Below are 26,444 nucleotides of genomic sequence, written 5' to 3' on the forward strand. Positions count from 1 at the left end.
CGTCCCGGGGACCGGCCACACCCCCGGCCACCAGCCGGATTCGCCCTTCCCGGTGACCGCGGGCGACACTCAATCCATACGTACGTACCCACTCCACGTCGCGAGACGTCGAGAGCAGTGAAGAAACAGGTGACCCATGGCCGGCAACAGCCAGCGCAGGAACCGCCGCATGTCGAACAAGAAGGGCGCTCAGGTCGGCAGTGGCGGTAAGCGGCGCCGGTCCCTCGAGGGCAAGGGCCCGACCCCGCCGGCCTCCGCGCGCAAGGGGCACGTCAAGAACCGCGTCGCCAACGCCAAGGCCAAGCAGGCCTCCAGCCACCGGCCGGCACCGCGGCGCGGCGGCGCCAAGGGCACCGCGGAGCTGGTCGTGGGCCGCAACCCGGTCGTCGAGGCGCTGCGCGAGGGCGTGCCGGCGACCACCCTGTACGTCCAGCAGTTCATCGACAACGACGAGCGGGTGCGCGAGGCGCTCCAGCTCGCCAACGAGCTGGGGCTGAACCTCATGGAGGCGCCGCGCCCCGAGCTCGACCGGATGACGAACGGCCTCAACCACCAGGGCCTGGTCGCCCAGATCCCGCCGTACGAGTACGCGCACCCCGAGGACCTCGCCGCGGCCGCCTTCGACGACGGCGAGGACCCGCTGATCGTCGCGCTGGACGGCGTCACCGACCCGCGCAACCTCGGTGCCGTGGTCCGGTCCGTGTCGGCCTTCGGCGGCCACGGCGTGGTCGTCCCGGAGCGCCGGGCGGCCGGGATGACCGCCGGTGCCTGGAAGACCTCGGCGGGCACCGCGGCCCGCACGCCGGTGGCCCGCGCCACCAACCTGACCCGGGCGCTGGAGGCGTACCAGAAGGCCGGGATGACGGTCGTCGGCCTGGCCGCGGACGGGGAAGTGGAGCTCCAGGACCTGGAGGTGCTGGACGGTCCGGTCGTCATCGTCGTCGGCAGCGAGGGCAAGGGCCTGTCGCGGCTCGTCGGCGAGACCTGCGACGTGCGCGTGCGGATCCCGATGCCGGGCGGCGCGGAGTCGCTGAACGCCGGTGTCGCGGCCGGTGTGGTGCTGTGGGAGGCGGCGCGCCGCCGCGGCTGATCGTGCCGCCGCCGGGCTTGCCCCGGCCGTTCCCGGGCCGGGCGGGACCGCGTTCCCGCCCGGCCCGGGGCATGACATGACGCTCCGTGCGTCCTCGCCGCATCACGTGATCTTTTGACGGGTCTCGGACAGCTCGGGCCGGTCAAGGCAGTGTCTTAACCGCGGGTCACTCGGTTAGATGAGCGTGGACACCAGAACACCCCGCACACCGGGGGGACGCTCGTCGTCGAACTTCGACGACGAGCCGGTCCTGAGCTCGGTCAAGGTGCCGTGCGATCCCGCGCAGGTCATCGTCAACCACGCCAGCTTCCGCGTGCAGCTCGCCGCTCCGGTGGCCACGCGCATCCTGGCCGAGACCCCGCGCGTCCCCTCCCTCCGGGGTTCGCCGCCCAGACGCCGCACGCCCGTGGTCTGGAGCGGCCGCACCGAACCGGGCGGCGCGGCCGGCGCCACCACCCAACTCCTGCACGCGGTGCGCGACGCGGGCGTCGGCCTGGACCCCGGCCCGGCCGAGGACGTCGGCACGACCCAGGTCCTGCCCCGGGTCCGGCTCGGCGAGTCCCCCGCCTCCACCGTGGTCGGCCAGCGCGGCCCCGCCGACGACGAGGACACCCTGCCGCGCGGCACCCGCGCCCTGCCCGGCCCGTTCCCCGGCCCGCGGTACGCCGGCGGCGCGCACGGCGGCGGCGACGAGCCCTTCGAGGCGCGCGACCTCCTCGACACCGGGACCAGGCGGCGCGCCGGCGACGGCGTGCGGCACGCGTACTACCCCGGCCGCCGGATGAACCTCGGCGTCGTCCTGCTGCCGCTGCGGATCTTCCTCGGCCTGATCTCCGTCTACGCCGGGATGGGCAAGCTCTGCGACCCGGTGTACTTCGACGGCGGCCAGCGCGGCTCGATGGTCACCTGGCTGCTCTCCCTGCACCCCTGGGAACTGGCCGTGCCGCTGCGGGACTTCGCGGTCGCGCACCCGGTCGGCGCCGGGCTGACGGTGGCCTTCCTCCAGGTCGTCGTCGGCGTGCTGACCATCTGCGGACTGTGGCAGCGGGTCGCCGCTTCGTTCGGCGCGCTGCTCTCCGCGGCGCTGCTGATGACCGTCAGCTGGCGCACCCTCCCCGCCTACGACGCCCCCGACATCATCTACCTCGCCGCCTGGAGCCCGCTGATCATCGCGGGTGCCCCGGTCTACTCCATGGACGCCCGGCTCGCCGGTGAGGCGTGGCGGCGGCTCGGCCCGCGCGTCGAGGTCGGTGCGCTGCGCCGCCGGGTGCTGCGCCGCGGCGCCATGATGACCGCGGTGGTGGCCGGTCTGACCCTGCTCATCGGTTCCCTGCTCGGCGGCGCCGTACGGACCGCCCGGGTGCCCACCGTGCCCCGGCCCGGCGAGCCCGCGATCAACAACCTCCCCGGCTCGCCCCTGCCCCGCCCGGGCCACGGTGGCTCGCGGCCCGGCCACCACCTCCCCCGCCACCCCGGTGCGCCCTCGACGGGCGCCTCCCACAAGGCCCACACGCCGGGCCTGCCGACCGCCTCGGCCCCCGGCGCCCCGTCGGCCGGCGGCCGCACCGGCGCCGCGACCCGCCGGCCCGGCGCGACCACCAGCGCCCCGCAGCACTCGGCCCCGGCCCACGTCCCGTCCCGCACCCAGTCGCCGGGCGGTTCGGGCGGTACCGGCGGCGGTACGACCGGCAGCTCCAGCAGCGGCACCCCCGGAGGCGACTCCGGCCGCGGCAGCACCCTCGGTGGTCTGCTGGGCTGATCGCCCGCGGGCCCGCCGGTCCGTGCGCGCCCACTCGTCCCCGATCGCTCCGATCCCTCAAGCCCCCTGGGCCGGGGGTGGCGGGCGGTCGGGGACGACTGCGTTCGGGGGAGGGCGGGGCGGCGGGAGGCGGCTCGACGGCCCCGGCGGCGGACGCGCGTCATCCGGGGCCGGGAGAGGGCTCAACGGGACTGTGCGGCGAGCTCCTCGGCGGCCTCGGTGAGGTCCTTGGCGGTGTCGATGGCGCGCCAGTAGGCGCCCTGGGGGAGCGGGTAGCCGGCGAGTCTGCGTTCCCGGGCGAGGCGCGGGAAGGTGGTGCGCTCGTGGTCGCCCCGGGCGGGCAGCAGCTCGGTGAAGGCCGCGGAGAAGACGTAGACGCCCGCGTTGATCAGATACGGGGACGGCGGGGCCTCGACGAAGTCCAGCACGTGTCCGAAGGCGTCGGTTTCGACGGCGCCCCAGGGGATGCGCGGACGGGCCAGCGCCAAGGTGGCCACGGCGTCGCGCTCGTGGTGGAAGGCGGCCATCTCGCGGAGCGGGAAGCGGGTCCAGATGTCGCCGTTGGTGGCGTACCAGGGCTCGTCCGGGCGGGGCAGGGAGCCGGCGGCGTGTTTCAGGCCGCCGCCGCGGCCCAGCGGCTCGTCCTCGACGACGGTCGTGACGCGCAGGGGGAGTTGGGCCCGGTCCAGCCAGTCCTGGAGGACCGCGGCGAGGTGCCCGCAGGAGACGACGGCGTCGGTGACGCCCTCCTCGGCGAGCCAGTTCAGCTGATGGCCGATGATCGGGGTCCCGGTGCCGGGAATCTCGACCATCGGCTTGGGTCGGTCGTCGGTGTACGGGCGGAGACGGGAGCCCTGGCCACCGGCCAGGACCACGGCCTGCGTGGGGAACGGATGCGGGGCGCCGGTCATGGTTCGCACCCTAAGCGGTGCGAGCAACGGTCACTGGGCAGCGGCCACGCCGGTGGCGAAGGAGGTGTCGCAGACCGGGCGGGAGAACGCCTGGGCGCGGTGTGCGGCACCGTACTTGGCGACCGCGGCGCGGCCGAGGGCACGGGCGATGGAGGCGCAGTGCTTGGCCAGCGACGGCCGGGCGGTGGTGGCCTCCTGGAGGTGCGTCAGGGCGACACCGGGGTCCTTCTCCTGGAGTTCCACCAGGAGGCGGTCCCGGAGGACGTCCTGGGCGGCACGGGGGCCGGCCTGGGTGGAGACCTTCCCGGAGGACGCGGCGAGCACCTGCGACTCGGAGGTCTTCGAGGCCCAGGGGACGCGGGTGACCGCGAGGGTCCCGGACAGGACGAGGACGACGGGCAGGACGAGGGCGAGAGTTCGGCCGATTCGGCGGGCTGCGGAGTTCACGGTCGTGATGGTAGCGAGGGGTGATGATTTGGCGACATTCGGTCACCTTATTGGGGGACGGAATGGCTCGTCGGTGCGGTTGTTGGGTTGACGCACTGGTACGAAAAGCCGCTTCCAGGGCGGCAATTGCGGCGAGTTGCCGGGAGTGCGAAGGAACCGTCGCGCGCTTGTGGGCGCGGGCCCCGCCCGGTCCGGACGTGCCGCGGCGGCGGTGCGGGGTCGCGCACTACCCCACACCGCCGCCGCGGTAAACCCGTCCGGGTCGGGACCGGTGGCCCCGGCCGGTGCGTCCGCCGGCCGCCGGACGCATTTGTCGGGCCGGGCCGGTCAGTCGGTGAGCCGCTTGCCGTTCGAGGTGGAGAAGACGTGCGTCTCGCCGGGCTGCGGGACCACGTGCAACTGGGTTCCCTTGGCCGGGACCTGGCGGCCGTTGACCCGCACGACGAGGTCCTTGACGGTCCCGCCGACCTCGGCCGTTCCGTAGACGTAGCCGTCGGCGCCCAGTTCCTCGACGACGTTGACCGTCACTGCCAGGCCGGCCGGGGCGTTCGAGGACTCCTTGGACAGCGACTGGGCGGCCGCGCCGTTCTGCTCGACGATGTCGAAGTGCTCGGGCCGGATGCCGACCGTCACCGTCTTGTCGCCCTCGGCGCCGGCGAGCGCCTCTCGGCTGACCGGCACCACGCTGTTGCCGAACTTCACCCCGCCGTCGGTGATCGGCACCTCGACGAGGTTCATGGCGGGCGAGCCGATGAAGCCGGCCACGAAGAGGTTGGCCGGCCGGTCGTACATGTTGCGCGGCGAGTCGACCTGCTGGAGCAGCCCGTCCTTGAGCACCGCGACCCGGTCGCCCATCGTCATGGCCTCGACCTGGTCGTGGGTGACGTAGACGGTGGTGATGCCCAGGCGGCGCTGGAGCCCGGCGATCTGGGTGCGGGTCTGCACGCGCAGCTTGGCGTCCAGGTTGGACAGCGGCTCGTCCATGAGGAACACCTGGGGCTCGCGGACGATGGCGCGCCCCATCGCGACCCGCTGCCGCTGGCCGCCGGAGAGCGCCTTCGGCTTGCGCCCCAGGTACTCCGTGAGGTCGAGGATCTTCGCCGCGTCCTCGACCTTCTGCCGGATCTCGGCCTTCGGCACGCCGGCGATCTTGAGGGCGAAGCCCATGTTGTCGGCGACCGTCATGTGCGGGTAGAGCGCGTAGTTCTGGAACACCATGGCGATGTCCCGGTCCTTGGGCGGCAGGTGCGTGACGTCCCGGTCGCCGATGCGGATGACCCCCTCGTTGACGTCCTCCAGCCCCGCCAGCATCCGCAGCGAGGTGGACTTTCCGCATCCGGAGGGGCCGACGAGGACGAGGAACTCGCCGTCCTCGATGGTGATGTCGAGCTTGTCGACGGCGGGCTTGTCGGAACCCGGGTAGATCCGGGTCGCCTGGTCGTACGTGACCGTTGCCATGGTGTGTCCCTTCACCGGCAGGAACGTGCCGGACGATCCGAGTAAAGGAGTGGGCGGCCCGCCACCGGGGACGTGCGCCACGCGAAGTGGTGTAGTCCACAGCGGCAAACCGCTGGTGACGCTACCGGCGCGGGAGCCGGGTGTCAGTAGCTCCGCGGTCACGAAATGCCCTCGGTCGGCGGGGCCGGGGCGGGGTGGCACGGCGCTGACCGCATAAGGCAACCGGCACCGGGCACGCCTGGGTACACTGCATCCGGTACGCCTCCTTAGCTCAGCTGGCCAGAGCACCGCTCTTGTAAAGCGAAGGTCGTCGGTTCGAATCCGACAGGGGGCTCTTGTTCTGAGCAGGGAAGAAGCCCCGGGCCACGGCTGGCCTGGGGCTTCTGACATTCAGGGGTGACATCAACGGGGGCGGTCGGTCCCGGTTGGGGCGAGCGTGGTGGCCCGCTTCCCTACCTCGTGCGCCTGGCGGAGCCGGTGCCGTCGGAGAGTGGCAAGGCGGATGAGCGGCAGCGGAACGGGGCGGATCTTCGCTGCCTTGGTTGAGTCCTGGCGCAACTTGCCGCTGGTGCGCCCTACTTGGCCGCTGATCCTGTTCACGCCGTCTTCCAGGGCCAGGTCCGACCGCCGCATGCCGAGGGCTTCGCCGCGGCGCAGGCCCATTGCGATGGCGAGATCGTCGCAGCGATCCGGATATGGCTTTGAACGTGATTCGCCGAATGGAAATCGATTCCGACTCCACGGTGATGTCTACGTAGGAGAGCGTCCCCAGTTCCGTCACGCGCCCGGAGTTGGGGCACTCACGGGACGCTGGAGTCGCGGCGCTGCCCGATGCTGCACCGTGCCGGTGCCGTTGCCAGGGCCTGGTGCCCCGACGTAGTCGAGGGCCGGGGGGCAAGCCACCGCCAACAAATCTGCAGACGTTGTGGTGGAGGAGATCGCTTACGTACAAGACGCGCGAATGCGCCCCGACCGTGCCACTATCGAAAAGAGCCCCGATTCGGTGCGGAGAATTGTCGATACCACGCTTCGAGGAGAGTACGACTGCAGCTCGCTGAGCTGGGACGGAAAACGAGGCGCGGTCAGCGCGGGCGAAAACCGAGGAATGCGCTGCCTGTCGCGTAGAGCCGAATTCAAGGTGAGCGAGGAGCCGCCGTATGACGCGCTCACACAATGTCATCCTGTGTGACCGGGAAGTCACCCTCAGATCGCTTTCTTCCCGTGATCAGCAATCATGGTGCGAGCTGAATGATCGGGACCGGGACTGGTTCCGCCCGTGGGAGGGAACGGATCCCAACTATCCCTCCCAGCGGATCAACCCCGACCCGGCCACCTACCGGAAAATGTTCCGCTACTTCATGGCCGAGGCGCGGGCGGGCAGGATGCTGCCCTTCGCCATCGAGCACCAGGGCAGCTTCGTCGGACAGTTGCTGGTGTCAGGCATCGTCCGCGGTTCCATGCGGTGTGCGCAGCTCGGCGTATGGCTTTCCAAGCAACATGCGGGCCAGGGCATTGCCGTGACGTCCGTCGCGCTGGCCACCGATCACTGCCTGGGGCCCCTTGGCCTGTACCGAATCGAATGCTTCACGCGGACGGAGAACACGCCGGCACGCCGGATCATGGAGAAACTGGGTTTCTGCGAACACGGTGTTATCCCCGGGTACATGCACGTGGACGGGAAATGGCGGGATCACGTGATGTACGGGATCACCTCGGATGAGATTCCGGCAGGCGGACTCGTGGAGTACTGGCGAAACCTCCAGGAAGTAGAGCCGACGACGAGCGACTCAACGACGTGAACGCTGCGCTGAGTCGAGTCACGTGCTCGCCCCATGACGTACCCCACCATCGACCACGATCGCTCAATCCGACGCAATCGCTCGATCCGACACAACGGGTCGCTTGACGGATCTGGCTGAACGCCAGCCAGGAGCGGTGCGTGGAGGAGCGGACAGATTGTGGGGCCAGGACGCCAAAGGCTTTGAAGCTTTCGGCAGCCGTATGAGATAAGGCGGTTTCCGGAATTCCGGCCCGAACTTCGGGTTGGCAACGCCCCCAGAAAGGAAGGCGAGAACGGTGTCGAAGATCATGGTCAAAGAGGTCAGTGCCGTTGAGGCGGTCCGGCTCAAGGCGGGCTTCGCCGCCCGCAGGGCTGCAGCCGCTGTGCTCAGGCGCCCGGCTCCCGTGTGGGAGCACGAACGGATCGAAGGCCCCGTAGGCGTGTCACGTCTCAAGGCTGACCACCTGGTCCGGACCCTCGTTGCGCGCCGCACCAAGAAGCCGTTGCCCACCTGGGAGTACGGCGTCATCGGGACCAACGGCGAACACCACAAGCCCTGGATCTGAGGAACCTCCGATGTTCCCGCTCGGCAGGACCCGGCCGCCCTCCCTTGCGCCCTGCGCTTCGCTGGGAAGGCCCACCCCCCACGCCGCCGCGTGGTGGCACGCACCCGGCACCCTCGTTGTGGCCACACCGGAGTTGGCGCGCCGGGTTCTTGCCGAGTCTCCTCAGGACTTCTGCGTCCCCGAGGTCTTCTCCTCCGGTACGACTGCCACCGTCATCAACGACCCACGCTCAGTCCGCACCGAGCGGAACAGCGCGGCCAAGAACGCCATGAGTGGCCCATGGGTCGATCAACGGACGCCGCAACTGGTCGAATTCATTGACCGTTACCTTGACGAGCACCCGATCCCGCGGCGCTGGGCGGTCCTGCCCACCCTCTATGACCTGACCTCCGCCCTGGCCACCTTCCTGTGCCTGGGCCTGGCCTGCCCGATGTGGCAGGAGATTGCCGCATCACTGCGGCAGGCGACCCCGGGTGCTGTGGCAACCGACCGCGCGGGCCTTCGGCAAGGCCGGAGGCTGCGGGAGTTCGACGTTCAAGCACAGCGCGTCACTGACGCCCTCCACCAACTCCTCCAGCGACGCCGCACCCAACCGAACAGCACCAAGGGCAGCGTGCTGGACCTCCTGGCCCATGGGGGCGAGCCGGACGGGCAGCCCAGCGGTTGGAGCGACGAGGCGCGCGTGGAGACGCTGTGGTTCATGCTGTACACCGCCCAGACCGCGCCGGCCATGGCGACCTCCTGGCTGCTGTACCTGCTGGCCCACCACCCAGAGGTGCAGCAAGGACTGCGTCACGAAGCGCATCAACCGGCCTCCCAGACCGCCGCTTCTCACCTGATCCGGACCAGAGAAGCCGGTAGCGAATCGCTGCGCCTGTACCCGCCGACCTGGCTACTCGGCCGTACCGTCCGCCAAGACACCAAGATCGACGGACATCTTGTCCAGCCCGGCGACCAGGTGCGCGTCGCGGTCCAGCTCATCCAGCGTGACGAACGCTTCTTCCCCGACCCCCACCGCTTCCACCCCGCCCGCTGGGAGCCCGGAGGACCAGCCGGCCAGGCGCCCCGAGGCGCCTACCTCCCCTTCGGCCTGGGCACCCACTTCTGCCGGGGCACCGCCTGGGTGCACGCCCTCACCGGCCTGACCGTCGCCGCGCTCCTGCGCCGTTACGAGTTCACCACCCCCCGCCGTCCCCAAGTCCGGCCACGACTGGCCGGCCACCTCGAACCCACCCACCTCACTCTCCTGTGCTCCCGGACTTCGTAGGCCATGCCTGAGCGGTGCGTGAGCGGACGTCGTGCGACAGGGGCTCGGTGTGCGAGCAGGGACGAAGCCCCGGGTCGGTGATGGCCTGGGGCTTTTGGTGTATGTGGGTGACGTCTGCGGGGGTGGCGGCGCAGGTGTGCCGGGCGTCGCGCAGGTGGATGCGGCGGCTGCGGGAGGTGGCGTTTTCGGGGGGTTCGGAGGAAGGGGGCGGCGTAGATTCGCGGCATGGTGAGTTCGATGACGCGGGATGAGTACGCGCGGCGGATGGTGCGGGCGGGGCGGGCCGCGGCGGAGGCCGGGCTGGCCGGGTTGATCGTTACGCCGGGGCCGGATCTGGTGTGGTTGTGCGGGTACCGGCCGACGGCCGTCACCGAGCGGCTGACGGCCTTGGTGATCGAGCCGGGGCGGGCGGCGCGGCTGCTGGTGCCCGTACTGGAGCGGCCGGATGCGGAGCGGGCCGCGGGGGCCGGTGCGTTGACGGTGGAGGGGTGGTCCGATGGGGCGGATCCGTACGTCGAGTTGGGCAAGTGGCTGGCGCCGCAGGGGCGTTACGGGGTGTCGGACGGGATGTGGGCGCTGCACCTGCTCGGCGTGCAGCGGTCGGTGCCGGGGGGCGGCTACGCGGCGCTGACCGAGGTGCTGCCGATGTTGCGGGCGGTCAAGGACGCGTACGAGGTGGAGCGGCTGGCGGCGGCGGGGGCGGCGGCGGACGCCGCGTACGGGGACGTCCTGGGGGTGCGGTTCGCCGGGCGGCGGGAGTGCGACGTGGCCGGGGACCTGGCGCGGTTGCTGACCGAACACGGGCACAGCCAGGTGGACTTCACGGTCGTCGGATCCGGGCCCAACGGGGCCAACCCGCACCACGAGGCGGGGGAGCGGGTCATCCAGGACGGCGACATGGTGGTGCTGGACTTCGGGGGGCTGAAGGACGGGTACGGCTCGGACACCTCGCGGACCGTGCACGTGGGAGAGCCGGGCGCGGAGGAGCGGACGGTGCACGAGGTCGTGCGCGAGGCCCAGCAGGCGGCGTTCGAGGCGGTGCGGCCCGGGATCGCGTGCCAGGACGTCGACCGGGTGGCCCGGCGGGTGATCAAGTCGGCGGGCTACGGCGAGTACTTCATCCACCGGACCGGGCACGGCATCGGAGTCACCACGCACGAGCCGCCCTATCTGGTGGAGGGCGAGCACCTGCCGCTGGTGCCGGGGATGTGCTTCTCGATCGAGCCGGGGATCTACCTGCCGGGGCGGTTCGGGGTGCGGATCGAGGACATCGTGGTCTGCACGGAGAGCGGCGGGCGGCGGTTGAACGTGACCGGGCGGGAGCTGGCGGTGGTGGCGTAGCGGGAGGTGACTTCGGTTCCGGGAGAAGGGGCGGCGGGGCGGAGGGGCGTCGGTCCCGGTGCGCCGGTGGTGCCGGGTTCCGCCTTTCTGTCGGGGTGAGGGTGGCTGTTGGACCGACGCGGGTCGTGGCCCGTCACTCGTCCTGGTGGGGGCGGTGTCGACGGCGGTGACGGGCCGGAACGGGAGTGACGGGATGGGGGAATGGGGGGCGGCGGCGGCCGGGCTACGGCACCAGGACGACCTTGCCGATCGTGCCGCGGGTTTCCAGGGCCCGGTGGGCGGCCGCCGCCTCGGCGAGGGGGAAGCGCTGCACGGTGGGGACGAGGCGGCCGGCGGCGGCCTCGGCCAGCGCGGCGGTCTCCAGGGTGCGGAGCGGATCGAGGCCGCCGACCCGGGCCAGCATCGTCGGGCCGAGGACGGATTCCGAGGTGATGCCGCGCGCCGCGCGTTCGGCGTCCGTGAACTCCAGCGGGCCGCCGGTGAGCGGGCCGCCGGAGGACCAGCCGAAGACCAGGTGGCGGCCGCCGCGGGCGAGGAGGTCCACCGCCGCGCGGCCCGGGGCGCCGCCGACCGAGTCGAAGACGACGGTGGCCCCGGCCGCGCCGCGTTCGGCGAGGAACTCCCGGACGCGGTGCGGCCAGTCGGCGACGGTGTAGTCGAGGGCCAGGTCGGCGCCGAGCGCGCGGACGTGGGCCACCTTCGTCGGGCCGCCGGCCAGGCCGACGACCGTGGCGCCGACGTTCCGGGCGTACTGGACGAGCAGCGAGCCGATGCCGCCGGCGGCCGCGGGGACGATCGCGAGGTCGTCGGCGGTGAGCCGGGCGCAGAGCAGGATGCCCATGGTGGTACGGCCGGTGCCGATCATGGCGACGGCCTGGGCCGGGTCCAGGCCGTCCGGGACGGCGTGCAGCCGGTCGGCGGCGGTGACGGCGAGTTCGGCGTAGCCGCCCGGGACCATGCCGAGGTGGGCGACGACCGGCCGGCCGAGCCAGCTGGGGTCGGTGCCCGCGCCGACGGCGTCCACGGTGCCGGCCACCTCCCGCCCCGGCACGGTGGGGAGCGCGGGAAGCGGGGCGGGGCCGCCCTCCTGGCCCGCGCGCAGGGCGGTGTCCAAGAGGTGGACGCCCGCGGCGGCCACGGCGATGCGGACCTCGCCGGGGCCCGGCGACGGGTCGTCGAGGGTCTCGCAGACGAGGTTTTCCGCGGGGCCGAAGGTGTGCAGCCGTATTGCGCGCATGGCGGAGTCGTCTCCTTGTGGCGGGCGGACGGATGGCAGCGGTCGCCGGTGCGGGCGACCGCTGCCGCCGAGTCGAGCGGATGGTCAACTGCCGTCACTCTGGTACCTCAAGCTGAGTTGAGGTCAAGGGCGGGTCGGACGGGGCGCGGTGGTGGTGAACGACGCCTCGCACCGCACGCCGGGCGCCGCCGGGTGGTCGTCGGTCAGGGGGCGGACGAGGGGCGGACGAGGGGCGAACGAGGGCGGCCGGGACCTGTCGTGCCGCCGGGGGAGCCAGGGTTCGTGCAGGTCAGTGGGGATTGTCAGTGGTGTGGTCCAGCATGGGAGGTGGGCGTGGAGCGGTCTGTCGGATGTGGGCCGCGCCGGCCCGCGGCAGAGCGAGGCACCGGCCCTGGGGCCGGACGGACGGAGGCGGTGGGCGCGTGGCAGGGCGCGACGAGGAGACGGTGCGGGCGGTACGGCGGCCGGAGGTCCGGTTGCCGGAGTTGCGGGCGTACGACGGCGGCGCGTGGGAGCCCGAAGGGGACTACGACGGGCTGGAGTTCACCGACGTGGACTGTGCGGGGCAGGTGGCGCGCGGCGCCCGGTTCATGGACTGCGCGCTGCGCCGGTGCGCGCTGGACGAGACGGTGCTGAGCCGGGCGCGGATCATCGACAGCGTGTGGAGCGGCGTGCGCGGGGTGGGCACGGACCTGTCCCAGGCGTCGTTGCGCGACGTGGAGGTGGTGGACGGCCGGCTCGGCGGGCTCCAGCTCCACGGGGCGGTGCTGGAGCGGGTGGTGGTGCGCGGCGGGAAGATCGACTTCGCCAATCTGCGCCGGGCCAAGCTGCGGGACGTCGCCTTCGAGGGGTGCGTGCTGGTGGAGGCGGACTTCGGGGGCGCGGTGCTGGAGCGGGTGTCGTTCGACGACTGCACCCTGACCCGGGTGGACTTCTCCGCGGCGCGGATGACGGACGTCGACCTGCGCGGGGTGGCCTGGCTGGACATCGCGCGGGGGATCGACTGCCTCGGCGGCGCGGTGATCAGCGCGGCCCAACTGATGGACCTGGCACCGGCGTTCGCGGCCCAGCTGGGCGTACGGGTGGAGTGAGCCGGCGGGGTCAGACGCGGGGGAAGCGGGCCTGGAGCGCCCAGACGGAGGGGTTGTCGCCGAGGCCCTCGTGCAGGTCGGCGAGGTCGGCGATCAGATCGTGCAGGAAGTCGCGGGCCTCGCGGCGCAGCGCGGCGTGGTTGAAGGTGAGGGGGGCTTCCTCAACGGGCATCCAGTCGGCGACGATGTCGACCCAGCCGAAGCGCCGCTCGAAGAGCATCCGGTCGGTGGATTCGGTGAAGTCCAGCTCGGCGTGGACGGGGCGGGCCGAGCGGCTCCCGCGGGGGTCGGTGTCGAGCTGCTCGATGATGTCGCACAGTGCCCAGGCGAAGTCGAGCACCGGCACCCAGCCCCAGGCGGTGGACAGCTCGCGGTCGGACTCGGTGTCCGCGAGGTAGACGTCGCCGCAGAAGAGGTCGTGGCGCAGCGCGTGCACGTCCGCGGTCCGGTAGTCGGTCTGCGGAGGATCCGGGAAGCGACGGGAGAGGGAGTAGCCGAGGTCGATCACCTCTTGATGGTGTCACGCGCCCCGAGCCACCGGCGCGGCGGAGGGCCCGACGGCCGCCCGCGCGCGGCGGGTGGCGGAAGGGCGCGGTCACGCGCACCGGCACGGCAGCCACACGCGACGGCACGACGGCACGGCAGTCACGCACGACGGCACGGCGGTCATGCGCAACGGCGGACAGCCAGAGGGTGGGGAGTGATCGTGTCCGGTTCCTTGGTGAGACGTGCGAAGGTCGCGCTGGTGGCGGCGGCCCTACTGGGAGCGTTGTCGGTGCTGCCGGGCGGTCCGGCGACGGGCCCGGTGGGCGCGGCCGGCACGGCCCACGCGGCGGATCGGGTGGACGGCGCGGCGGATCGGGTGGACGGCGCGCCACGCGCGGCCGGTGCGCCGGATCGCGGGCCGTGGCGCGGCGGGTGGGCCGCCGCGCCGCAGCGGCCGACCGAGGTGTTCGGGAAGAACTGGTCCGTCGGCGGGTTCGCGCGGCAGACCGTCCGGCAGGTCGTCCGGATCAGCACGGGCGGCCAGCAGGTCCGGATCAAGCTGTCGAACCGCTACGGCACGGCGCCGCTCGTCCTCGCCGGGGCGACCGTGGCACGGACCGACCGGGGCGCCGCGGTGCGGTCCGGCTCGGTGCGCCGACTCACCTTCGGGCACCGGGAGTCGGCGACCGTCGGGGCCGGCGGCGAGCTGCTCAGCGACGGGGCGGGGCTCCCGGTGCGCCCCCTGGAGTCGGTCACCGTGACGCTGTACTTCCACGCGCCGACCGGCCCCACCACCTTCCACGCGAAGGCGACCGCCACCAGCTACCGCGCGGGGGGTGACCACCGGGCCGACGTCGGCGCGGCGGCGTTCACCGAGACCTCGACGTCCTGGTACTACCTCACGGGCGTCGAGGTGGCCGGCGGTGCGGGCGCCCGGCGGGACGCCGTCGTCGCCTTCGGGGACTCCATAACCGACGGCTACGGCTCCACGGTCGACGCCGACCGCCGCTATCCGGACGTCCTGGCCGAGCGGTGCGTCGCCGCGGGGCGGCCGCGCGGCATCCTCAACGAGGGCATCACCGGCAACCAACTGACCCGGACCACGCCCGACTTCGGCGAGAAGGCGGTGGACCGCTTCTCGAAGGACGCGCTGAACGACCCGCACGTGGGCACCGTGATCCTGCTGGAGGGCATCAACGACATCGGGATGAACGGGCCGACGGCCCGGCCCGGCGCGCCGACCCCCGCGGTGTCGGTGCAGCAACTCATCGCCGCGCAACGGGAGTTGATCCGGCAGGCGCATCGCAAGGGCGTCAAGGTGATCGGCGCGACCCTGACGCCGTTCAAGGGCGCGGCCTACTACACCGAGCGCGGCGAGGCCACGCGGGTGGCGCTCAACCGCTGGATGCGCACCTCCGGCGCGTTCGACGGGGTGGTCGACCTGGACCGGGCGGTGGCCGACCCCGCGGACCGGACGCGGTTGGCCGCGGCGTACGACAGCGGGGACCACCTGCACCCGAGCGACGCCGGCTACCGCGCGCTGGCCGGGGCGCTCGACCTCGACGCGCTCTGAGCCGCGGCGCGCCCGCCGGTCCGCCCCGCCGCCGCGCATCGGCTACGGCAGGGTGAGGACGCGCGGCCCCTCGTCCGTCACCGCGACGGTGTGTTCGAAGTGGGCCGCGCGGCTGCCGTCGCTGGTGCGCAGGGTCCAGCCGTCGGGGTCGGTGGCGTAGTGGTTGCTGCCGCCGGCCAGGAACATCGGCTCGATGGCGATGACCAGACCGGGGCGGAGCACGAGGCCGCGGCCCGGCCGCCCGTCGTTGGGCACCGGCGGGTCCTCGTGCATCGCCCGGCCGATGCCGTGGCCGCCGAAGTCCTCGGGGATGCCGTAGCCGGCCGCGCGGCCGATGCTGCCGATGGCGTGCGCGACGTCGCCGATGCGGGCGCCGACCACGGCGGCCGCGATGCCCGCGTCCAGGGCCCGTCGGGTCGCGTCCATCAGGTCGCGGTCCGCGGGGCGGGCGGCGCCGACGGCGAAGCTGGTGGCCGCGTCGCCGGCCCAGCCGTCGACGACCGCGCCGCAGTCGATGCTCACCAGGTCGCCGTCGCGCAGCCGGTAGTCGTTCGGGATGCCGTGCACGATCGCGTCGTTGACGGAGGTGCAGAGCACCGCGGGGAAGGGGGTGGGGGCGAACGAGGGGCGGTAGCCGAGGAAGGGGGAGGTGGCGCCGGCCTCGCGCAGCACCGTGCGGGCCGCCTCGTCCAGGTCGGTCAGGCGCACGCCGGGGGCGGCCGCGGCCCGGGCCGCGGCCAGCGCGTCCGCGACCACCCGGCCGGCCACGCGCATCGCGTCCAGCGCCGCGTCCGTCTTGATCTCCACCATGCGATCTCCCCAATCCGCCGCCGGCCCGGCGCGGGTGCGCGGGGTGCGGGCGGCATGTCGTCACCGGCCCGCGGCTCGACGTTCCGTCAGCCCGGCCGGTATTTGTTTACCGGTATTTATTTACCGGTATTAGTATCACGGGCATGGTGCGAACTCCACTGACCCCTTGGGAACGCGAGCGCGGTGAGCGGCTGGGCGCGCTGCTGCGCGCGGCGCGCGGCGAACGGAGCATGGTCGAGGTCGCCGCGGCGGCCGGACTGTCCGCGGAGACGTTGCGGAAGATCGAGACCGGTCGGGCGCCGACCCCGGCGTTCTTCACGGTCGCCGCGCTGGTCGGGACGCTCGGACTGTCGCTGGACGAGGTGGCCGCGTTGGCCGCGCCGCCCGCGGCGGAGCCCACGGCCGGTACGTCCGGCGGTGCGGCGGCGTAGTGCCGACGCGCCGAGGGCCGGCCCCCTCTTCGGGAGCCGGCCCTCGTTGCCGGTGCGCTGTGCGGCGGTGTCGCGCCGCGGGCGGTGCCGTGACTCAGACGTTGACGCCGAAGTCCTGGGCGATGCCGCGCAGGCCGGAGGCGTACCCCTGGCCCACCGCGCGGAACTTCCACTCCGCGCCGTTGCGGTACAGCTCGCCGAAGACCATGGCGGTCTCGGTGGCGGCGTCCTCGCTCAGGTCGTAGCGCGCGATCTCGGCGCCGCCGGCCTGGTTGATGATGCGGATGAAGGCGTTCCGCACCTGGCCGAAGTTCTGGCTGCGGTTCTCGGCGTCGTAGATCGAGACCGGGAAGACGATCTTGTCGATGTCGGCCGGCAGCGCGCCGAGGTTGACGTTGATCGACTCGTCGTCGCCCTCGCCCTGGCCGGTGGTGTTGTCGCCGGTGTGGACGATGGTCTGGTCCGGCGTCGCCTTGTTGTTGAAGAAGATGAAGTGCTGGTCGGAGAAGACCTTGCCGGTCGTGTTGACCGCGATGGCGCTGGCGTCGAGGTCGAAGTCGGTGCCGGTGGTGGTGCGGACGTCCCAGCCGAGGCCGACCGTGACGGCGGTCAGGCCCGGGGCCTCCTTGGTGAGCGAGACGTTGCCGCCCTTGGACAGGCTTACAGCCATGGGAAGTCCCTTTCCTCGTCGAACCGCGCCGACCCGGGGTCGGTGGTGCCGCTGGTGCGGCCGCGGTGTGTGTCGGTGATACCACGGCGGTTCCGCCCGGGAGCGGAGCCGCCGTCATCCACCTCAACGTGGCCGGGCCACCGGGTGGTTCCAGCCCGCTTTACTTTCTTTGCTGAATCCTGATGGCGGTCCGGGGCGCGCTCCCGAAGGCGACGGGCCGTTCCGAGCGGGGAAACCGAGGTGACGGGCGGCCGTGGGCGCGGGATCATGGGGGGCATGTCCGGACCCCACGTCATCCGCGGTGCGGTCGCCCTCCCGGAGGCCGAGCTGGTCTGGCGGTTCTCACGCTCCTCCGGCCCGGGCGGCCAGCACGTCAACACCAGCGACAGCCAGGTCGAGTTGCGCTTCGACCTGGCGCGGACGAAGGCGCTGCCCCCGGTGTGGCAGGAGCGCGCCCTGGAGCGGCTGGCCGGCCGGCTGGTCGACGGCGTCCTCACCGTCCGGGCCTCCGAGCACCGTTCCCAGTGGCGCAACCGCGAGGCCGCGAGCGTCCGGCTCGCGGCGCTGCTCGCCGAGGCCACCGCACCGCCGCCCGCACCGCGCAAGAAGTCGCGCATCCCGCGCGGCATCAACGAGCGGCGGCTGCGCGAGAAGAAGCAGCGCGGTCAGACCAAGCGGGGCCGCACCGGGCGCGATTGGGGCTGACGCCCGCCCCGGGCCGGCCGCCCGCCCGGCCCCGGCTCACCCCAGCTGCCGGTACTTCCCCCGGAAGTACGTCAGCGGCCCGTCCTGCGCGTCCGACGTGGTCGAGGCCAGCACCCGGCCGATCACGAGGGTGTGGTCGCCGGCCACCACCCGCTGCTCGGTCCGGCACTCCAGCGTCGCCAGCGCGCCCCCGATGAGCGGCGCACCGGACGCTTCGCCCCGTTCGGAGGGGATGTCCTGGAAGAGCAGTCGGTCGCTGATCCGGCCCTTCATCGCGAATCGTGCCGCTACGTGTCGTTGGTCGCCCGACAGCACCGAAACCGCCCACAGCGGCTGTTGCGCGAGCAGGTCGTCCATCCGGGAGTCGTTGCGAACGCTCACCATCACCAAGGGTGGGTCGAGGGACACGGAGAGAAACGCCGTGGCGGTCATGCCGGCGTCCTCGCCGCGCGGCCCCGCGTCCTCGTCGCGGGCGGTGATCAGCACCACTCCGGCGGCGAGGCGGGACAGCGCGGCACGGAACTCGTCGTCACTCACCCCAACAGCATGCGCGATCGGCCCGTCGCCCGGCACGGAGGCGAGGGTGACGGTGGATGCGGCGGAGGCGGTGGGGCCGGCGGCCGGGGCGGTGGCAGGAGTCTTCGTGAACACGCCACGAACGCTAACGTCGTCCGGTCCCGGCACGCATCGGGCCCCGGGACCACCCGCGTCCTAGGTCCCGCGGCGGAGGTCGCGACCGGTGCGCGGTGCGGCAATGGTCCGGACCTGTCGTCGTAAATGGCTGGAATTTGCGTTCAGGAAGTTTTCAGGGGCCGTCCCGACGGCGTTCGCCCGCGTGGACGACTCCCTGGTCGGCGGCCCGTAACCGCCCGTCACTGATTGTGACTTGAGTCACATGGGCCGCTAATTGTTGACCCTGTGTACCGAGTGAACAGCTCACTGTGATTCAGTGAGCGTGGAATCGGACGACAAAGAAATCGGTGGAGTTGCTGTCGAGGTCTCAGGGAGAGCGAGCGATGGAGACCGAGTCGGAGCCCTATGTCCGTCTTGCGACCCTGCGGCAGCTGCACCAAGTGGTCGCCGAACTGAACACCGCGCGCAGCCTCGCGGAGACCTTGCAGTCCGTCGCCGACGGGGCGATCGTCGGGCTCGGCTACGAGCTCGCCGCGGTCAACCTCGTGCGGCAGGACGGCGACCTCGTGGTGGCCGCGGTGGCCGGCAGCGCGGGCGCGGAGGCGCTGATGGCCGGGCGGGTCGGCTCGCGCGCCTCGTGGGAGCGCCGGCTGGCCATGGGCGAGCGCTGGGGCGAGCTGTGCTTCATCCCGTACACCGAGGGCTGGGTGCTGGACGACGACGACGTGCCGCAGTGGCACACCGCCGGACCGGCGCCGCGCTTCCCCGACGAGTGGCACCCGATGGACCGGCTCTTCGCGCCCATGTACACCGCGGCCGGCGGCAAGGGCGAACTGCTCGGCGTGCTCTCCGTGGACCGACCGCGCAACGGCCGGCGCCCCGGCCCCTGGGGCCAGGAGGCGCTCCAGATGTACGCGTTCCAGTCCGCCATCGCGATCAGCAACGCCCGGCTGCGGGCCAACATGCAGCGGGCACTGGTCCGCCTGGAGCGCGAACAGCAGGCGCTGCGGGCGAGCGAGGAAAGCTTCCGGCAGGCATTCGAGTACGCGCCGAGCGGGATGGCCGTCGCCGAGATGGGCGGTGACCAGCACGGCCGGCTGCTGCGCACCAACGACGCGCTGTGCCGGCTGCTGGGCCGCCCGGCCTCCGGGATGCGCCGGCTGTCGTTCTCCGACATCTGCCACCCCGAGGACATCGGCACGCTGCTGCGCACCTCCGCGGAGGGCGGCCGCGCCGAGCTGCGGCTGCTGCGCCGGGACAGCACCTACGTGTGGGTCTCGCTGCGCAACTCCGTGGTGGCCGACACCACCGACGGCCCCCGCTTCCTGCTCACCCACGTCGAGGACATCGAGGAGCGCAAGCGGCACGAGCTCCAGCTCGCCCACCGGGCCAGCCACGACTCGCTGACCGGCCTGCCCAACAGCGCCGAGCTGCGGGCCCGGCTCTCCGCCCGGCTCTGCTCCCGCCCGCCGAGCGCGCTCGCCGACGCCTACGCCTCCTCGGGCGCCGGCGCCGATCCGCGCGCCCCGCACGGCTTCGGGGCGGACGGCTCGGAGCCGTTCGACGGACTCGTCGGCTTCGAGGGCGAGAAGCCCCGACCGGGGCCCGGCGGTGGCCTGCCCTTCGACCACCACGTCCACCTCTCGGCGCCCGCCGACGGGGTCGAGGACGACGGCGCCAAGGGGCTCGCGGTGCTCTTCTGCGACCTGGACGGCTTCAAGTCGATCAACGACCGCTTCGGGCACAACACCGGCGACGCGGTGCTGATCGAGGTCGCCCGCCGGCTGACCAGCGGCGTGCGGGACGGCGACACCGTCGCCCGGCTCGGCGGCGACGAGTTCGTGGTGCTCGCCGACGGACTGGGCACCGCCGACGCCCAGGACCTCGCGGTCCGGCTGCGGAACGCGATCATCCCGCCCATCCGGGTCGAGGGCCGGGCCGTCCGGGTCGGTGCCAGTTTCGGCATCGGCTGGGCGAGCTGCGGGATGACCGCCGAAGAGGTGCTGGAGTCGGCCGACCAGCGGATGTACGTCGAGAAGCGGCGCTCCAAGGGCAACCGGCGCGCGGCCGGCTGAGCCGCCCGCGCCGACGGCGGCACCGGGCCCCACTCCGGTGCCGCGCATCTCACATCGGCGGTGTCCTGCCTGGGCACCGCCCGTTCACCGATCCGTAGTGATCTTGTGAACGTCGGGGACCGGCGTGGCCGGGTCCCTTCGGGGTAGGCTGCGCCGATGCGGCGCGGTGGCGTCGAGTGGCCCAAAAGAGGCAGTTCGCCCGCAGCCCCGCGAACGCGTACGGACGCGCACTGGCGCGCAGAGACCGCTTGGGAGTGACACGGAATGACGGCCGGCAACAACGGCGCGGACACGCCGGAGAACGACGACCCCTTCGCCCACCTGTACCGCTCGGAGGGCGGCGAGGGCGGCTCGGGCACGTCGAGTGTCGGCGCCGCACGGCAGCCGGGCGTCCCGCGTACCTCCTACAACCAGGTGCGCACGGTCGGCCAGCGGCAGTACGGCAACCAGCAGGCCCAGCCGCCCTACGGCAGGCAGAACGCGCACTACGCGGCCCCCGAGACGCTGCCGGGCGGCGGTGCCGGCGGCACCCGCCCGGTCCCGCAGGCCCCGGAGCCCCGCAAGGGCCGCAACGGCCTGCTGATCGGCGCGGTCGCCGTGGTGGCGGTGGTCTGCATAGGCATCGGCGCGGCCATGCTGACCAACTCCGACAGCTCCAAGAACGACGCCGGCGCCAACCCCGGCCCCACTGCCGCGGACTCGGTCCAGCCCAGTGACCAGCCCGCCAGCAAGCCCCCCGCGGCCAAGCTCCCCAAGGACGACGCGGGCACGCTGCGCCTCGACGGCGGCGCCACCACCGCCAAGGACATCCCCGGCGCCCGGACCGCCAGCGGCTCGTACGTCACCAACCTGAACAACCAGGGCGCCTCCGCCACCTGGACGCTCGACGTCGACGCGGCCGGCAAGTACAAGCTCTGGGTCGGTTACGGCGTCCCCGGCAAGGACGCCAACCTCACGCTCAACGTGAACGGCCAGGCGCTGAGCCGGCCGATAAACCTCAAGAACTTCGCCGGTGCCCCCGAAGGCGCCTGGGACAAGGGCTGGACCAAGTCCTGGTCGTACATCCAGCTCAACAAGGGCACCAACACCATCAAGTTGTCGTGCGAGAACGGCAACCAGTGCGAGGTCAACCTCGACCAGGTCTGGCTCGCCCAGCCCTGACGGCGGGGGAGCGGGACGCGCCCTGAGGGGCGGTCAGGCCGCCGTGGGACGGTCCGTCACCACCACGTGGGGCAGCAGCTCTTCGTAGGTCGCGGCGTCGAACTCGCCGGCGGCGGTGGCCCGTACGGTCGCCGCGGAGAGCGCCACCGCCCGACTCAGCCGGTCCGGCCAGGGCAGCTCCTCGACCAGCCCGGACAGCAGGCCGGCCACCGCGGAGTCGCCGGCCCCGGTGGGGTTGCCGGCGTACCGGCGGGGCGGGGCGGCCTGCCAGGCGCCGTCGGCGGTCACCGCGAGCATCCCGTCCGGGCCGAGCGAGGCGGCCACCGCGTGGGCGCCGCGGCGCCGGGCGTCGCGGGCGGCGCGCAGCGGTTCGGTGCTGCCGGTGAGCGCGGCCAGTTCGTCGGCGTTGGGCTTGGCGAGGTCGGGGCGGGCGGCCAGGCCGCGGCGCAGCGGTTCGCCGCTGGTGTCCAGCAGGACGGGGACGCCGGCGGTGCGGGCGGCGCGGATGAGCCGGGCGTAGACGTCCACCGGGACGCCGGGTGGCAGGCTGCCGCAGAGCGCCACCGCCCGTGCCTCGCCCAGCAGTTCGCGGTAGGTGCCGAGGAAGGCGGCCCATTCGGCCGGGGAGACGGTCGGGCCGGGCTCGTTGAGCTGGGTGGTGTCGCCGGTGCCGGAGTCCACCACGGCGACGGTGCGGCGGGTGGTGCCGCCGACCGGGACCAGGGCGTCGGTGACCAGCGTCTCCTGGGCGAGCAGGGTGCGCAGCGCCTCACCGGTGCCGCCGCCCGCGAAGCCGGTGGCGACCGTGCGGTGGCCGAGCGCGGCCAGCACCCGGGCGACGTTCAGGCCCTTGCCGCCGGGCCGTTCGGCGACCTCGGTGACGCGGTGGGTGGTGTGCGGGCGGAGCCGGGGGACGCGGTAGGTGAGGTCCAGGGCGGCGTTCAGCGTGACCGTGAGGATCATGGTCTCCCCTCCAGGAGGAGGCCGGCCGGACGGCCGTGGGTGAAGGCACCGCGTTCCGCGGTGGCATACGGACAAGTGCGCGAGCGATCATGCCATCGCGGACGCCCGTAGGCCCAGACCCGGGTCGGCCACCTCGCGGGGTCCGGCCGCCGCTGGGGCGGCCGGACCGGGGTGCCGACCGGTGGCGGCCGGCAGCCCCCGACGGGTGGTCAGACGCCCGGCGGGCGCAGCAGCCAGGCACCCTTGCGGAGCACGCCCACGACCTCGTACCCGGCGTCCAGGACGACCAGGTCGGCGTCCTTGCCGGGCTCCAGCGAGCCGGTGCGGTCGGCGATGCCCAGCAGCCGGGCGGGGTTGGTGGAGAGCGCCTGCACGGCCTGTTCGACGGTGAGGCCGTCGAGGGTGACGGCCCGCCTGAAGGCCCGGTCCAGGGTGAGGGTGGAGCCGGCGATGGAGCCGGCGGTGGGGCCGTCGCTGATCCGGGCGACGCCGTCCTTGACCTCGACCCGCATGGGCCCCAGCGGGTACATCCCGTCGTTCATCCCGGCCGCGCCCATCGCGTCGGTGATGAACGCGACCCGTCCGGCGCCGGCCTCGCGGAACGCCATCTGGAGGACCGCCGGGTGCAGGTGGGTGCCGTCGTTGATCAGCTCGACGGTGATCCGCTCGTCCTCCAGGAGCGCGGCGACCGGGCCGGGGGCGCGGTGGCCGAGCGCCGGCATCGCGTTGAAGAGGTGGGTGGCGACGGTGGCGCCGGCCTCGATGGCCTGCCGGGTGGCGTCGTAGGTGGAGTCGGTGTGGCCGATGGCGGCGATCACCCCGGCGTCGGCGAGCAGCCGTACGGAGTCCAGGCCGCCGGGCAGTTCGGGTGCGACGGTCATCATCGCGGCGGTGCCGCGGGCGGCGTCGACCAGCCGGCGGACCTCGGCGGGGTCGGGGTCGCGCAGCAGCTCGGGCTGGTGCGCGCCGCAGCGCTGCGGGGAGATGAACGGGCCCTCGAAGTGGATGCCGGCCAGGTCGCCCTGCTGCACCAACTCGGCCAGCACGCCGGCCTGTCGGGCCAGGTCCGCCAGGTCGCCGGTGACGGTGGAGGCCACCATCGAGGTGGTGCCGCGCCGGCGGTGGGTGTCGATGGCCGTCAGGCACTCCTCGGGATCGGCGGAGGAGAAGGAGCCGCCGCCCCCGCCGTGCACGTGCATGTCGACGAAGCCGGGGACGATCAGATGCCCGGTCAGGTCGACGACGCTCGCCGGGTCTTCGGCGCGGTCCTGGGCGTCCGCGGTGTCCGGCGCCCGGCCGCGGTCCCGGTCCCGGCTGCGGACCGCGGCGATCCGGGTGCCCTCGATGGTGAGCCGGCCGTTGTCGGTGACGCCGGAGGGCCGGGCGATCCGGGCGCCGGCCAGGACGGTGCGCCCGGCGTCCGAGGGGCGTCCCGCGGACTGTTGCTGTGCCATCAGGCGGTTACCTCCGTGGAGAGAAGATCCCAGGCGAGCAGTCCTGCGCCCAGGCAGCCGGCGGCGTCCCCGAGGGCCGCCGGGACGATCGAGGGGAGCTGCTGGAAGGTGACGCGCCGGCGGACCGCCTCCCGCAGCGGTGCGAACAGCGTGTCGCCGGCCTCCGCCAGCCCGCCGCCGATGATCAGCATCCGCGGGTCGAGCAGGGTGAGCCCGGTGACCAGGCCGTCGGCGAGCGCGTCCACGGCGCCCTGCCAGACCTCCCGGGCGCGCGGGTCGCCGGACTCCACGGCCTTGGCGCAGTCGGCGGCGCCGGCCCGCGGATCGCCGCAGACCGCCGCCCAGTCGCGGCCCACCGCGGCGGCCGAGGCCAGTGCCTCCAGGCAACCGCGCTGTCCGCAGCCGCACTGCGGACCGTCCGGCCGGACGACGACGTGGCCGATTTCGCCGGCGCTGCCGTGGGCGCCGGCCTCGATGCGGCCGCCGATGCCGATGGCGCCGGCGATGCCGGTGCCCAGCGGGACGAACAGGAACCGGTCGGCGTCCCGGCCGGCGCCGATCCGGCCCTCGGCCAGCCCGCCGGTGCGGACGTCGTGGCCCAGGGCGACCGGGACCCCGTCGAGCCGTGCCGAGAGCAGGGCCCGCAGCGGGACGTCGCGCCAGCCGAGGTTGGCGGCGTAGACGGCGGTGCCGGTGGCCTCGTCGACGATGCCGGGGACGGCGACGCCGGCGGCCAGCGCGGTGCCGCCGAGCCGGGCGCGACCGACGTCGCGCAGTTCGGCGGCGAAGTCGAGGATCGTCTCGACGACCGCCTCGGGTCCGCGGTCGCGCCCGGTGGGGCGCCGCGCCTCGTACAGGAGGGTGCCGTCCGCCCCGGCGAGGGCGGCCTTCATTCCGGTGCCGCCCACATCAAGGGCGATGACGTGTTTCACGGGGAACAGTGTCGCGCGACCGGCCAAGAAAGGTCTAGTCCACTCGCCGTGCTGATCGCCACGCGCCGGGCGCGTGCCGGCGCCGCCACCCGCGCTCCGCGGCCGCGCGTACGCGCCGGTAGCCGGCCCGGTCGACCCCCTCGCAACCCCCCTGACCTGCACCAGAGGCAGGCCGATAGGAGAAGTACGGGGAAGGTGGTGTAGACCTTGTGGGGGACAGTGGGCGAGACTCGCTGTTCTCCGTCGATCGCGGGCGATCCCCACGACGACGGCGGGAACACCCGCAAGCACAGAATTTTCGGGACAAAGGGGCGGTAACAGCGGTGCGACGGCGGTACGTGAGCCTGGCAGCGGCGGGACTGGCCGCCACCATGACAGTGACTCTCACCGGCTGCGGCAGCGGCTCCGGGGGCAACGACGTCGCCCTCACGCTGATTGCCGCCGACTACGGCGACAGCAAGGCCAACAGCTCCCAGCACTACTGGGACGACCTGGTCCGCGCCTTCCAGGAGCAGAACCCGGGCATCAAGGTCGACGTCAAGGTCTACAACTGGACCGTCGTCGACAAGAAGGTCGAGGACCTCGTCAACGCCGGCAAGGCCCCCGACATGGCCCAGGTCGGCGCGTACGCCGACTACGCCGCCCGCGGCAAGCTCTACGGCGCCGACGACCTGCTCTCCATCCCCGTCCAGGCCGACTTCACCCCCTCCCTCGCGGAGGCCGGCGAATACCAGCGCAAGCAGTACGGCATGCCCTTCGGGGCCAGCACCCGCCGCCTCTTCTACAACAAGAAGCTGTTCGCCGCGGCCGGCATCACCACCCCGCCGCAGAACTGGGCCGACATCGTCAGCGACGCCCAGGCGCTCAAGGCGCACGGCGTGAAGATCCCCTTCGCGCTGCCGCTCGGCCCGGAGGAGACCCAGGCCGAGACGTTGGAGTGGCTGCTCGCCGGCGGCGGCGACTACACCGACAACATCGGCAAGTACACCCTCAACGCGCCCGAGAACGTCAAGACCTTCGAATGGCTCCAGAAGGACCTCGTCGGCAAGGACCTGACCGGCGTCGACCCCGCGAAGCTCAACCGCGAGGACGCCTTCGCCGCCTTCGCCGACGGCGACGTCGGCATGCTCAACGGCCACCCCACCCTGATGAAGCAGGCCGCGGCCAAGGGCGTCGACTACGGCACCGTCGAACTCCCCGGCCCCACCGGCAAGGCCAAGGCCACCATGGGCGTCGCCGACTGGATGATGGCGTTCAAGCAGAACGGCCACCGCACCGAGGTCGGCAAGTTCCTGAACTTCGTCTACAGCGAGAAGAACGTCCTGAAGTTCTCCGCCGACTACAACCTGCTGCCGGTCACCAGCTCCGCCTCCCAGGCGATGCTCGCCGACGACAAGTTCAGCAAGCTGCACGGCTTCCTCGCCCAGCTGCCCAACGCCCACTTCTACCCGTCCGACAAGACGTCCTGGCCGCTGGTCTCCAAGACCATCAAGTCCCGGATGGGCGCCACGGTCGGCCCGCACGGCAACCCCTCCGCGACCCTCACCGACCTCCAGAACATCGCGGACACCGCCGACAACACCGCCGAATAGCGCCGCCCGCGG

Annotated in this window: 24 protein-coding genes and 1 tRNA gene; 14 read left to right on the forward strand and 11 right to left on the reverse strand. The window is 72.9% G+C overall.

Annotated elements, in window-relative coordinates; all coding sequences use genetic code 11:
* Positions 1 to 136: 136 nt before the first annotated feature.
* Together rlmB and ABD385_RS33175 are read left to right on the forward strand one after the other, a co-directional pair.
* A complete protein-coding gene (gene rlmB / locus ABD385_RS33170; protein WP_344582955.1) occupies positions 137 to 1,090 on the forward strand; it encodes a 23S rRNA (guanosine(2251)-2'-O)-methyltransferase RlmB in 954 nt (317 codons plus the stop codon).
* 178 nt (positions 1,091 to 1,268) lie between these two features.
* Complete coding sequence (locus ABD385_RS33175) at positions 1,269 to 2,849, forward strand: DoxX family protein (protein WP_344582957.1); 1,581 nt, start codon at positions 1,269 to 1,271, stop codon at positions 2,847 to 2,849.
* A gap of 182 nt (positions 2,850 to 3,031) precedes the next feature.
* On the opposite strand, the gene ABD385_RS33180 is transcribed toward ABD385_RS33175, so the two are convergent.
* The 3 genes from ABD385_RS33180 to ABD385_RS33190 form a co-directional block, all read right to left on the reverse strand.
* Positions 3,032 to 3,760 carry a nucleotidyltransferase family protein gene (locus tag ABD385_RS33180; protein WP_344582959.1) on the reverse strand — a complete coding sequence of 243 codons (729 nt, stop codon included), beginning with the start codon at positions 3,758 to 3,760 and terminating at the stop codon, positions 3,032 to 3,034.
* Between the two features lie 30 nt (positions 3,761 to 3,790).
* Positions 3,791 to 4,207, reverse strand: coding sequence for a hypothetical protein (locus tag ABD385_RS33185; protein WP_344582961.1), 417 nt, complete (start codon positions 4,205 to 4,207; stop codon positions 3,791 to 3,793).
* Positions 4,208 to 4,534: 327 nt separating this feature from the next.
* Positions 4,535 to 5,665: an ABC transporter ATP-binding protein gene (locus ABD385_RS33190; RefSeq protein ID WP_344582962.1), complete on the reverse strand. Its 1,131-nt coding sequence runs from the start codon at positions 5,663 to 5,665 to the stop codon at positions 4,535 to 4,537.
* A gap of 260 nt (positions 5,666 to 5,925) precedes the next feature.
* Here ABD385_RS33190 and ABD385_RS33195 point away from each other — a divergent pair.
* The 5 genes from ABD385_RS33195 (at position 5,926) to ABD385_RS33215 (ending at position 10,619) form a co-directional block, all read left to right on the forward strand.
* Positions 5,926 to 5,999: transfer RNA gene (locus ABD385_RS33195), tRNA-Thr, on the forward strand.
* An 823-nt stretch (positions 6,000 to 6,822) separates the two neighbouring features.
* Positions 6,823 to 7,464 (forward strand): GNAT family N-acetyltransferase, encoded by a 642-nt coding sequence (locus ABD385_RS33200; RefSeq protein ID WP_344582963.1) that lies wholly within the window; start codon positions 6,823 to 6,825, stop codon positions 7,462 to 7,464.
* A 277-nt stretch (positions 7,465 to 7,741) separates the two neighbouring features.
* A complete protein-coding gene (locus ABD385_RS33205) occupies positions 7,742 to 8,011 on the forward strand; it encodes a hypothetical protein (protein ID WP_344582965.1) in 270 nt (89 codons plus the stop codon).
* Between the two features lie 268 nt (positions 8,012 to 8,279).
* A complete protein-coding gene (locus tag ABD385_RS33210; RefSeq protein ID WP_344582967.1) occupies positions 8,280 to 9,278 on the forward strand; it encodes a cytochrome P450 in 999 nt (332 codons plus the stop codon).
* A 237-nt stretch (positions 9,279 to 9,515) separates the two neighbouring features.
* Positions 9,516 to 10,619 carry a M24 family metallopeptidase gene (locus ABD385_RS33215; protein ID WP_344582969.1) on the forward strand — a complete coding sequence of 368 codons (1,104 nt, stop codon included), beginning with the start codon at positions 9,516 to 9,518 and terminating at the stop codon, positions 10,617 to 10,619.
* Positions 10,620 to 10,842: 223 nt separating this feature from the next.
* Here ABD385_RS33215 and ABD385_RS33220 read toward each other — a convergent pair whose 3' ends face one another.
* Positions 10,843 to 11,856: a zinc-binding dehydrogenase gene (locus tag ABD385_RS33220; protein WP_344582970.1), complete on the reverse strand. Its 1,014-nt coding sequence runs from the start codon at positions 11,854 to 11,856 to the stop codon at positions 10,843 to 10,845.
* Positions 11,857 to 12,302: 446 nt separating this feature from the next.
* Here ABD385_RS33220 and ABD385_RS33225 point away from each other — a divergent pair, with 446 nt between their 5' ends.
* Entirely contained in the window at positions 12,303 to 12,947 is a 645-nt protein-coding gene (locus ABD385_RS33225; RefSeq protein WP_344583008.1) for a pentapeptide repeat-containing protein, read from the forward strand.
* A 10-nt stretch (positions 12,948 to 12,957) separates the two neighbouring features.
* Here ABD385_RS33225 and ABD385_RS33230 read toward each other — a convergent pair whose 3' ends face one another.
* On the reverse strand, positions 12,958 to 13,455 hold the full coding sequence (locus tag ABD385_RS33230; RefSeq protein WP_344582971.1) for a hypothetical protein: 498 nt from the start codon (positions 13,453 to 13,455) through the stop codon (positions 12,958 to 12,960).
* Between the two features lie 210 nt (positions 13,456 to 13,665).
* On the opposite strand from ABD385_RS33230, the gene ABD385_RS33235 reads away from it, so the two are divergent.
* Positions 13,666 to 15,006, forward strand: coding sequence for an SGNH/GDSL hydrolase family protein (locus ABD385_RS33235; RefSeq protein WP_344583010.1), 1,341 nt, complete (start codon positions 13,666 to 13,668; stop codon positions 15,004 to 15,006).
* Between the two features lie 42 nt (positions 15,007 to 15,048).
* On the opposite strand, the gene map is transcribed toward ABD385_RS33235, so the two are convergent.
* Complete coding sequence (gene map / locus ABD385_RS33240; RefSeq protein WP_344582973.1) at positions 15,049 to 15,816, reverse strand: type I methionyl aminopeptidase; 768 nt, start codon at positions 15,814 to 15,816, stop codon at positions 15,049 to 15,051.
* Positions 15,817 to 15,959: 143 nt separating this feature from the next.
* On the opposite strand from map, the gene ABD385_RS33245 reads away from it, so the two are divergent.
* Complete coding sequence (locus ABD385_RS33245) at positions 15,960 to 16,247, forward strand: helix-turn-helix domain-containing protein (protein ID WP_344582975.1); 288 nt, start codon at positions 15,960 to 15,962, stop codon at positions 16,245 to 16,247.
* Between the two features lie 94 nt (positions 16,248 to 16,341).
* Here ABD385_RS33245 and ABD385_RS33250 read toward each other — a convergent pair whose 3' ends face one another.
* Positions 16,342 to 16,917, reverse strand: coding sequence for a TerD family protein (locus tag ABD385_RS33250; protein WP_344582976.1), 576 nt, complete (start codon positions 16,915 to 16,917; stop codon positions 16,342 to 16,344).
* Positions 16,918 to 17,193: 276 nt separating this feature from the next.
* Between ABD385_RS33250 and arfB the strand changes: the two genes are divergently transcribed.
* Entirely contained in the window at positions 17,194 to 17,622 is a 429-nt protein-coding gene (gene arfB / locus ABD385_RS33255) for an alternative ribosome rescue aminoacyl-tRNA hydrolase ArfB (protein ID WP_344582977.1), read from the forward strand.
* Between the two features lie 36 nt (positions 17,623 to 17,658).
* Here arfB and ABD385_RS33260 read toward each other — a convergent pair whose 3' ends face one another.
* A complete protein-coding gene (locus tag ABD385_RS33260) occupies positions 17,659 to 18,273 on the reverse strand; it encodes a flavin reductase family protein (protein ID WP_344582978.1) in 615 nt (204 codons plus the stop codon).
* A 365-nt stretch (positions 18,274 to 18,638) separates the two neighbouring features.
* Here ABD385_RS33260 and cdgB point away from each other — a divergent pair, with 365 nt between their 5' ends.
* Together cdgB and ABD385_RS33270 are read left to right on the forward strand one after the other, a co-directional pair.
* On the forward strand, positions 18,639 to 20,330 hold the full coding sequence (gene cdgB, locus ABD385_RS33265; RefSeq protein ID WP_344582980.1) for a diguanylate cyclase CdgB: 1,692 nt from the start codon (positions 18,639 to 18,641) through the stop codon (positions 20,328 to 20,330).
* Between the two features lie 264 nt (positions 20,331 to 20,594).
* On the forward strand, positions 20,595 to 21,491 hold the full coding sequence (locus ABD385_RS33270) for a CBM35 domain-containing protein (protein ID WP_344582982.1): 897 nt from the start codon (positions 20,595 to 20,597) through the stop codon (positions 21,489 to 21,491).
* Between the two features lie 33 nt (positions 21,492 to 21,524).
* Here ABD385_RS33270 and ABD385_RS33275 read toward each other — a convergent pair whose 3' ends face one another.
* From ABD385_RS33275 to ABD385_RS33285, 3 genes are all read right to left on the reverse strand, one after another.
* Positions 21,525 to 22,454: a 1-phosphofructokinase family hexose kinase gene (locus tag ABD385_RS33275; RefSeq protein ID WP_344582984.1), complete on the reverse strand. Its 930-nt coding sequence runs from the start codon at positions 22,452 to 22,454 to the stop codon at positions 21,525 to 21,527.
* A 209-nt stretch (positions 22,455 to 22,663) separates the two neighbouring features.
* Positions 22,664 to 23,908: an N-acetylglucosamine-6-phosphate deacetylase gene (nagA, locus tag ABD385_RS33280; protein ID WP_344582985.1), complete on the reverse strand. Its 1,245-nt coding sequence runs from the start codon at positions 23,906 to 23,908 to the stop codon at positions 22,664 to 22,666.
* Positions 23,908 to 24,840: an ROK family protein gene (locus ABD385_RS33285; protein ID WP_344582986.1), complete on the reverse strand. Its 933-nt coding sequence runs from the start codon at positions 24,838 to 24,840 to the stop codon at positions 23,908 to 23,910. Before ABD385_RS33285 ends, nagA begins: the two co-directional genes overlap by 1 nt.
* 323 nt (positions 24,841 to 25,163) lie before the next feature.
* On the opposite strand from ABD385_RS33285, the gene ABD385_RS33290 reads away from it, so the two are divergent.
* Positions 25,164 to 26,432, forward strand: coding sequence for an ABC transporter substrate-binding protein (locus tag ABD385_RS33290; RefSeq protein WP_486388773.1), 1,269 nt, complete (start codon positions 25,164 to 25,166; stop codon positions 26,430 to 26,432).
* Positions 26,433 to 26,444: the final 12 nt, after the last annotated feature.

It is taken from the genome of Streptomyces lunalinharesii, assembly GCF_039532155.1.
Taxonomy (GTDB): Bacteria; Actinomycetota; Actinomycetes; order Streptomycetales; family Streptomycetaceae; genus Streptomyces; species Streptomyces lunalinharesii.

Coding starts and splice junctions, on each gene's coding strand:
- cdgB (WP_344582980.1), top strand. CDS start 18,639: ATGGAGACCGAGTCGGAGCCCTATGTCCGTCTTGCGACCCTGCGGCAG.
- ABD385_RS33210 (WP_344582967.1), top strand. CDS start 8,280: ATGAGTGGCCCATGGGTCGATCAACGGACGCCGCAACTGGTCGAATTC.
- arfB (WP_344582977.1), top strand. CDS start 17,194: ATGTCCGGACCCCACGTCATCCGCGGTGCGGTCGCCCTCCCGGAGGCC.
- ABD385_RS33275 (WP_344582984.1), bottom strand. CDS start 22,454: ATGATCCTCACGGTCACGCTGAACGCCGCCCTGGACCTCACCTACCGC.
- ABD385_RS33245 (WP_344582975.1), top strand. CDS start 15,960: ATGGTGCGAACTCCACTGACCCCTTGGGAACGCGAGCGCGGTGAGCGG.
- ABD385_RS33220 (WP_344582970.1), bottom strand. CDS start 11,856: ATGCGCGCAATACGGCTGCACACCTTCGGCCCCGCGGAAAACCTCGTC.
- ABD385_RS33270 (WP_344582982.1), top strand. CDS start 20,595: ATGACGGCCGGCAACAACGGCGCGGACACGCCGGAGAACGACGACCCC.
- ABD385_RS33215 (WP_344582969.1), top strand. CDS start 9,516: ATGACGCGGGATGAGTACGCGCGGCGGATGGTGCGGGCGGGGCGGGCC.
- ABD385_RS33250 (WP_344582976.1), bottom strand. CDS start 16,917: ATGGCTGTAAGCCTGTCCAAGGGCGGCAACGTCTCGCTCACCAAGGAG.
- nagA (WP_344582985.1), bottom strand. CDS start 23,908: ATGGCACAGCAACAGTCCGCGGGACGCCCCTCGGACGCCGGGCGCACC.
- ABD385_RS33175 (WP_344582957.1), top strand. CDS start 1,269: ATGAGCGTGGACACCAGAACACCCCGCACACCGGGGGGACGCTCGTCG.
- ABD385_RS33180 (WP_344582959.1), bottom strand. CDS start 3,760: ATGACCGGCGCCCCGCATCCGTTCCCCACGCAGGCCGTGGTCCTGGCC.
- ABD385_RS33190 (WP_344582962.1), bottom strand. CDS start 5,665: ATGGCAACGGTCACGTACGACCAGGCGACCCGGATCTACCCGGGTTCC.
- rlmB (WP_344582955.1), top strand. CDS start 137: ATGGCCGGCAACAGCCAGCGCAGGAACCGCCGCATGTCGAACAAGAAG.
- ABD385_RS33200 (WP_344582963.1), top strand. CDS start 6,823: ATGACGCGCTCACACAATGTCATCCTGTGTGACCGGGAAGTCACCCTC.
- map (WP_344582973.1), bottom strand. CDS start 15,816: ATGGTGGAGATCAAGACGGACGCGGCGCTGGACGCGATGCGCGTGGCC.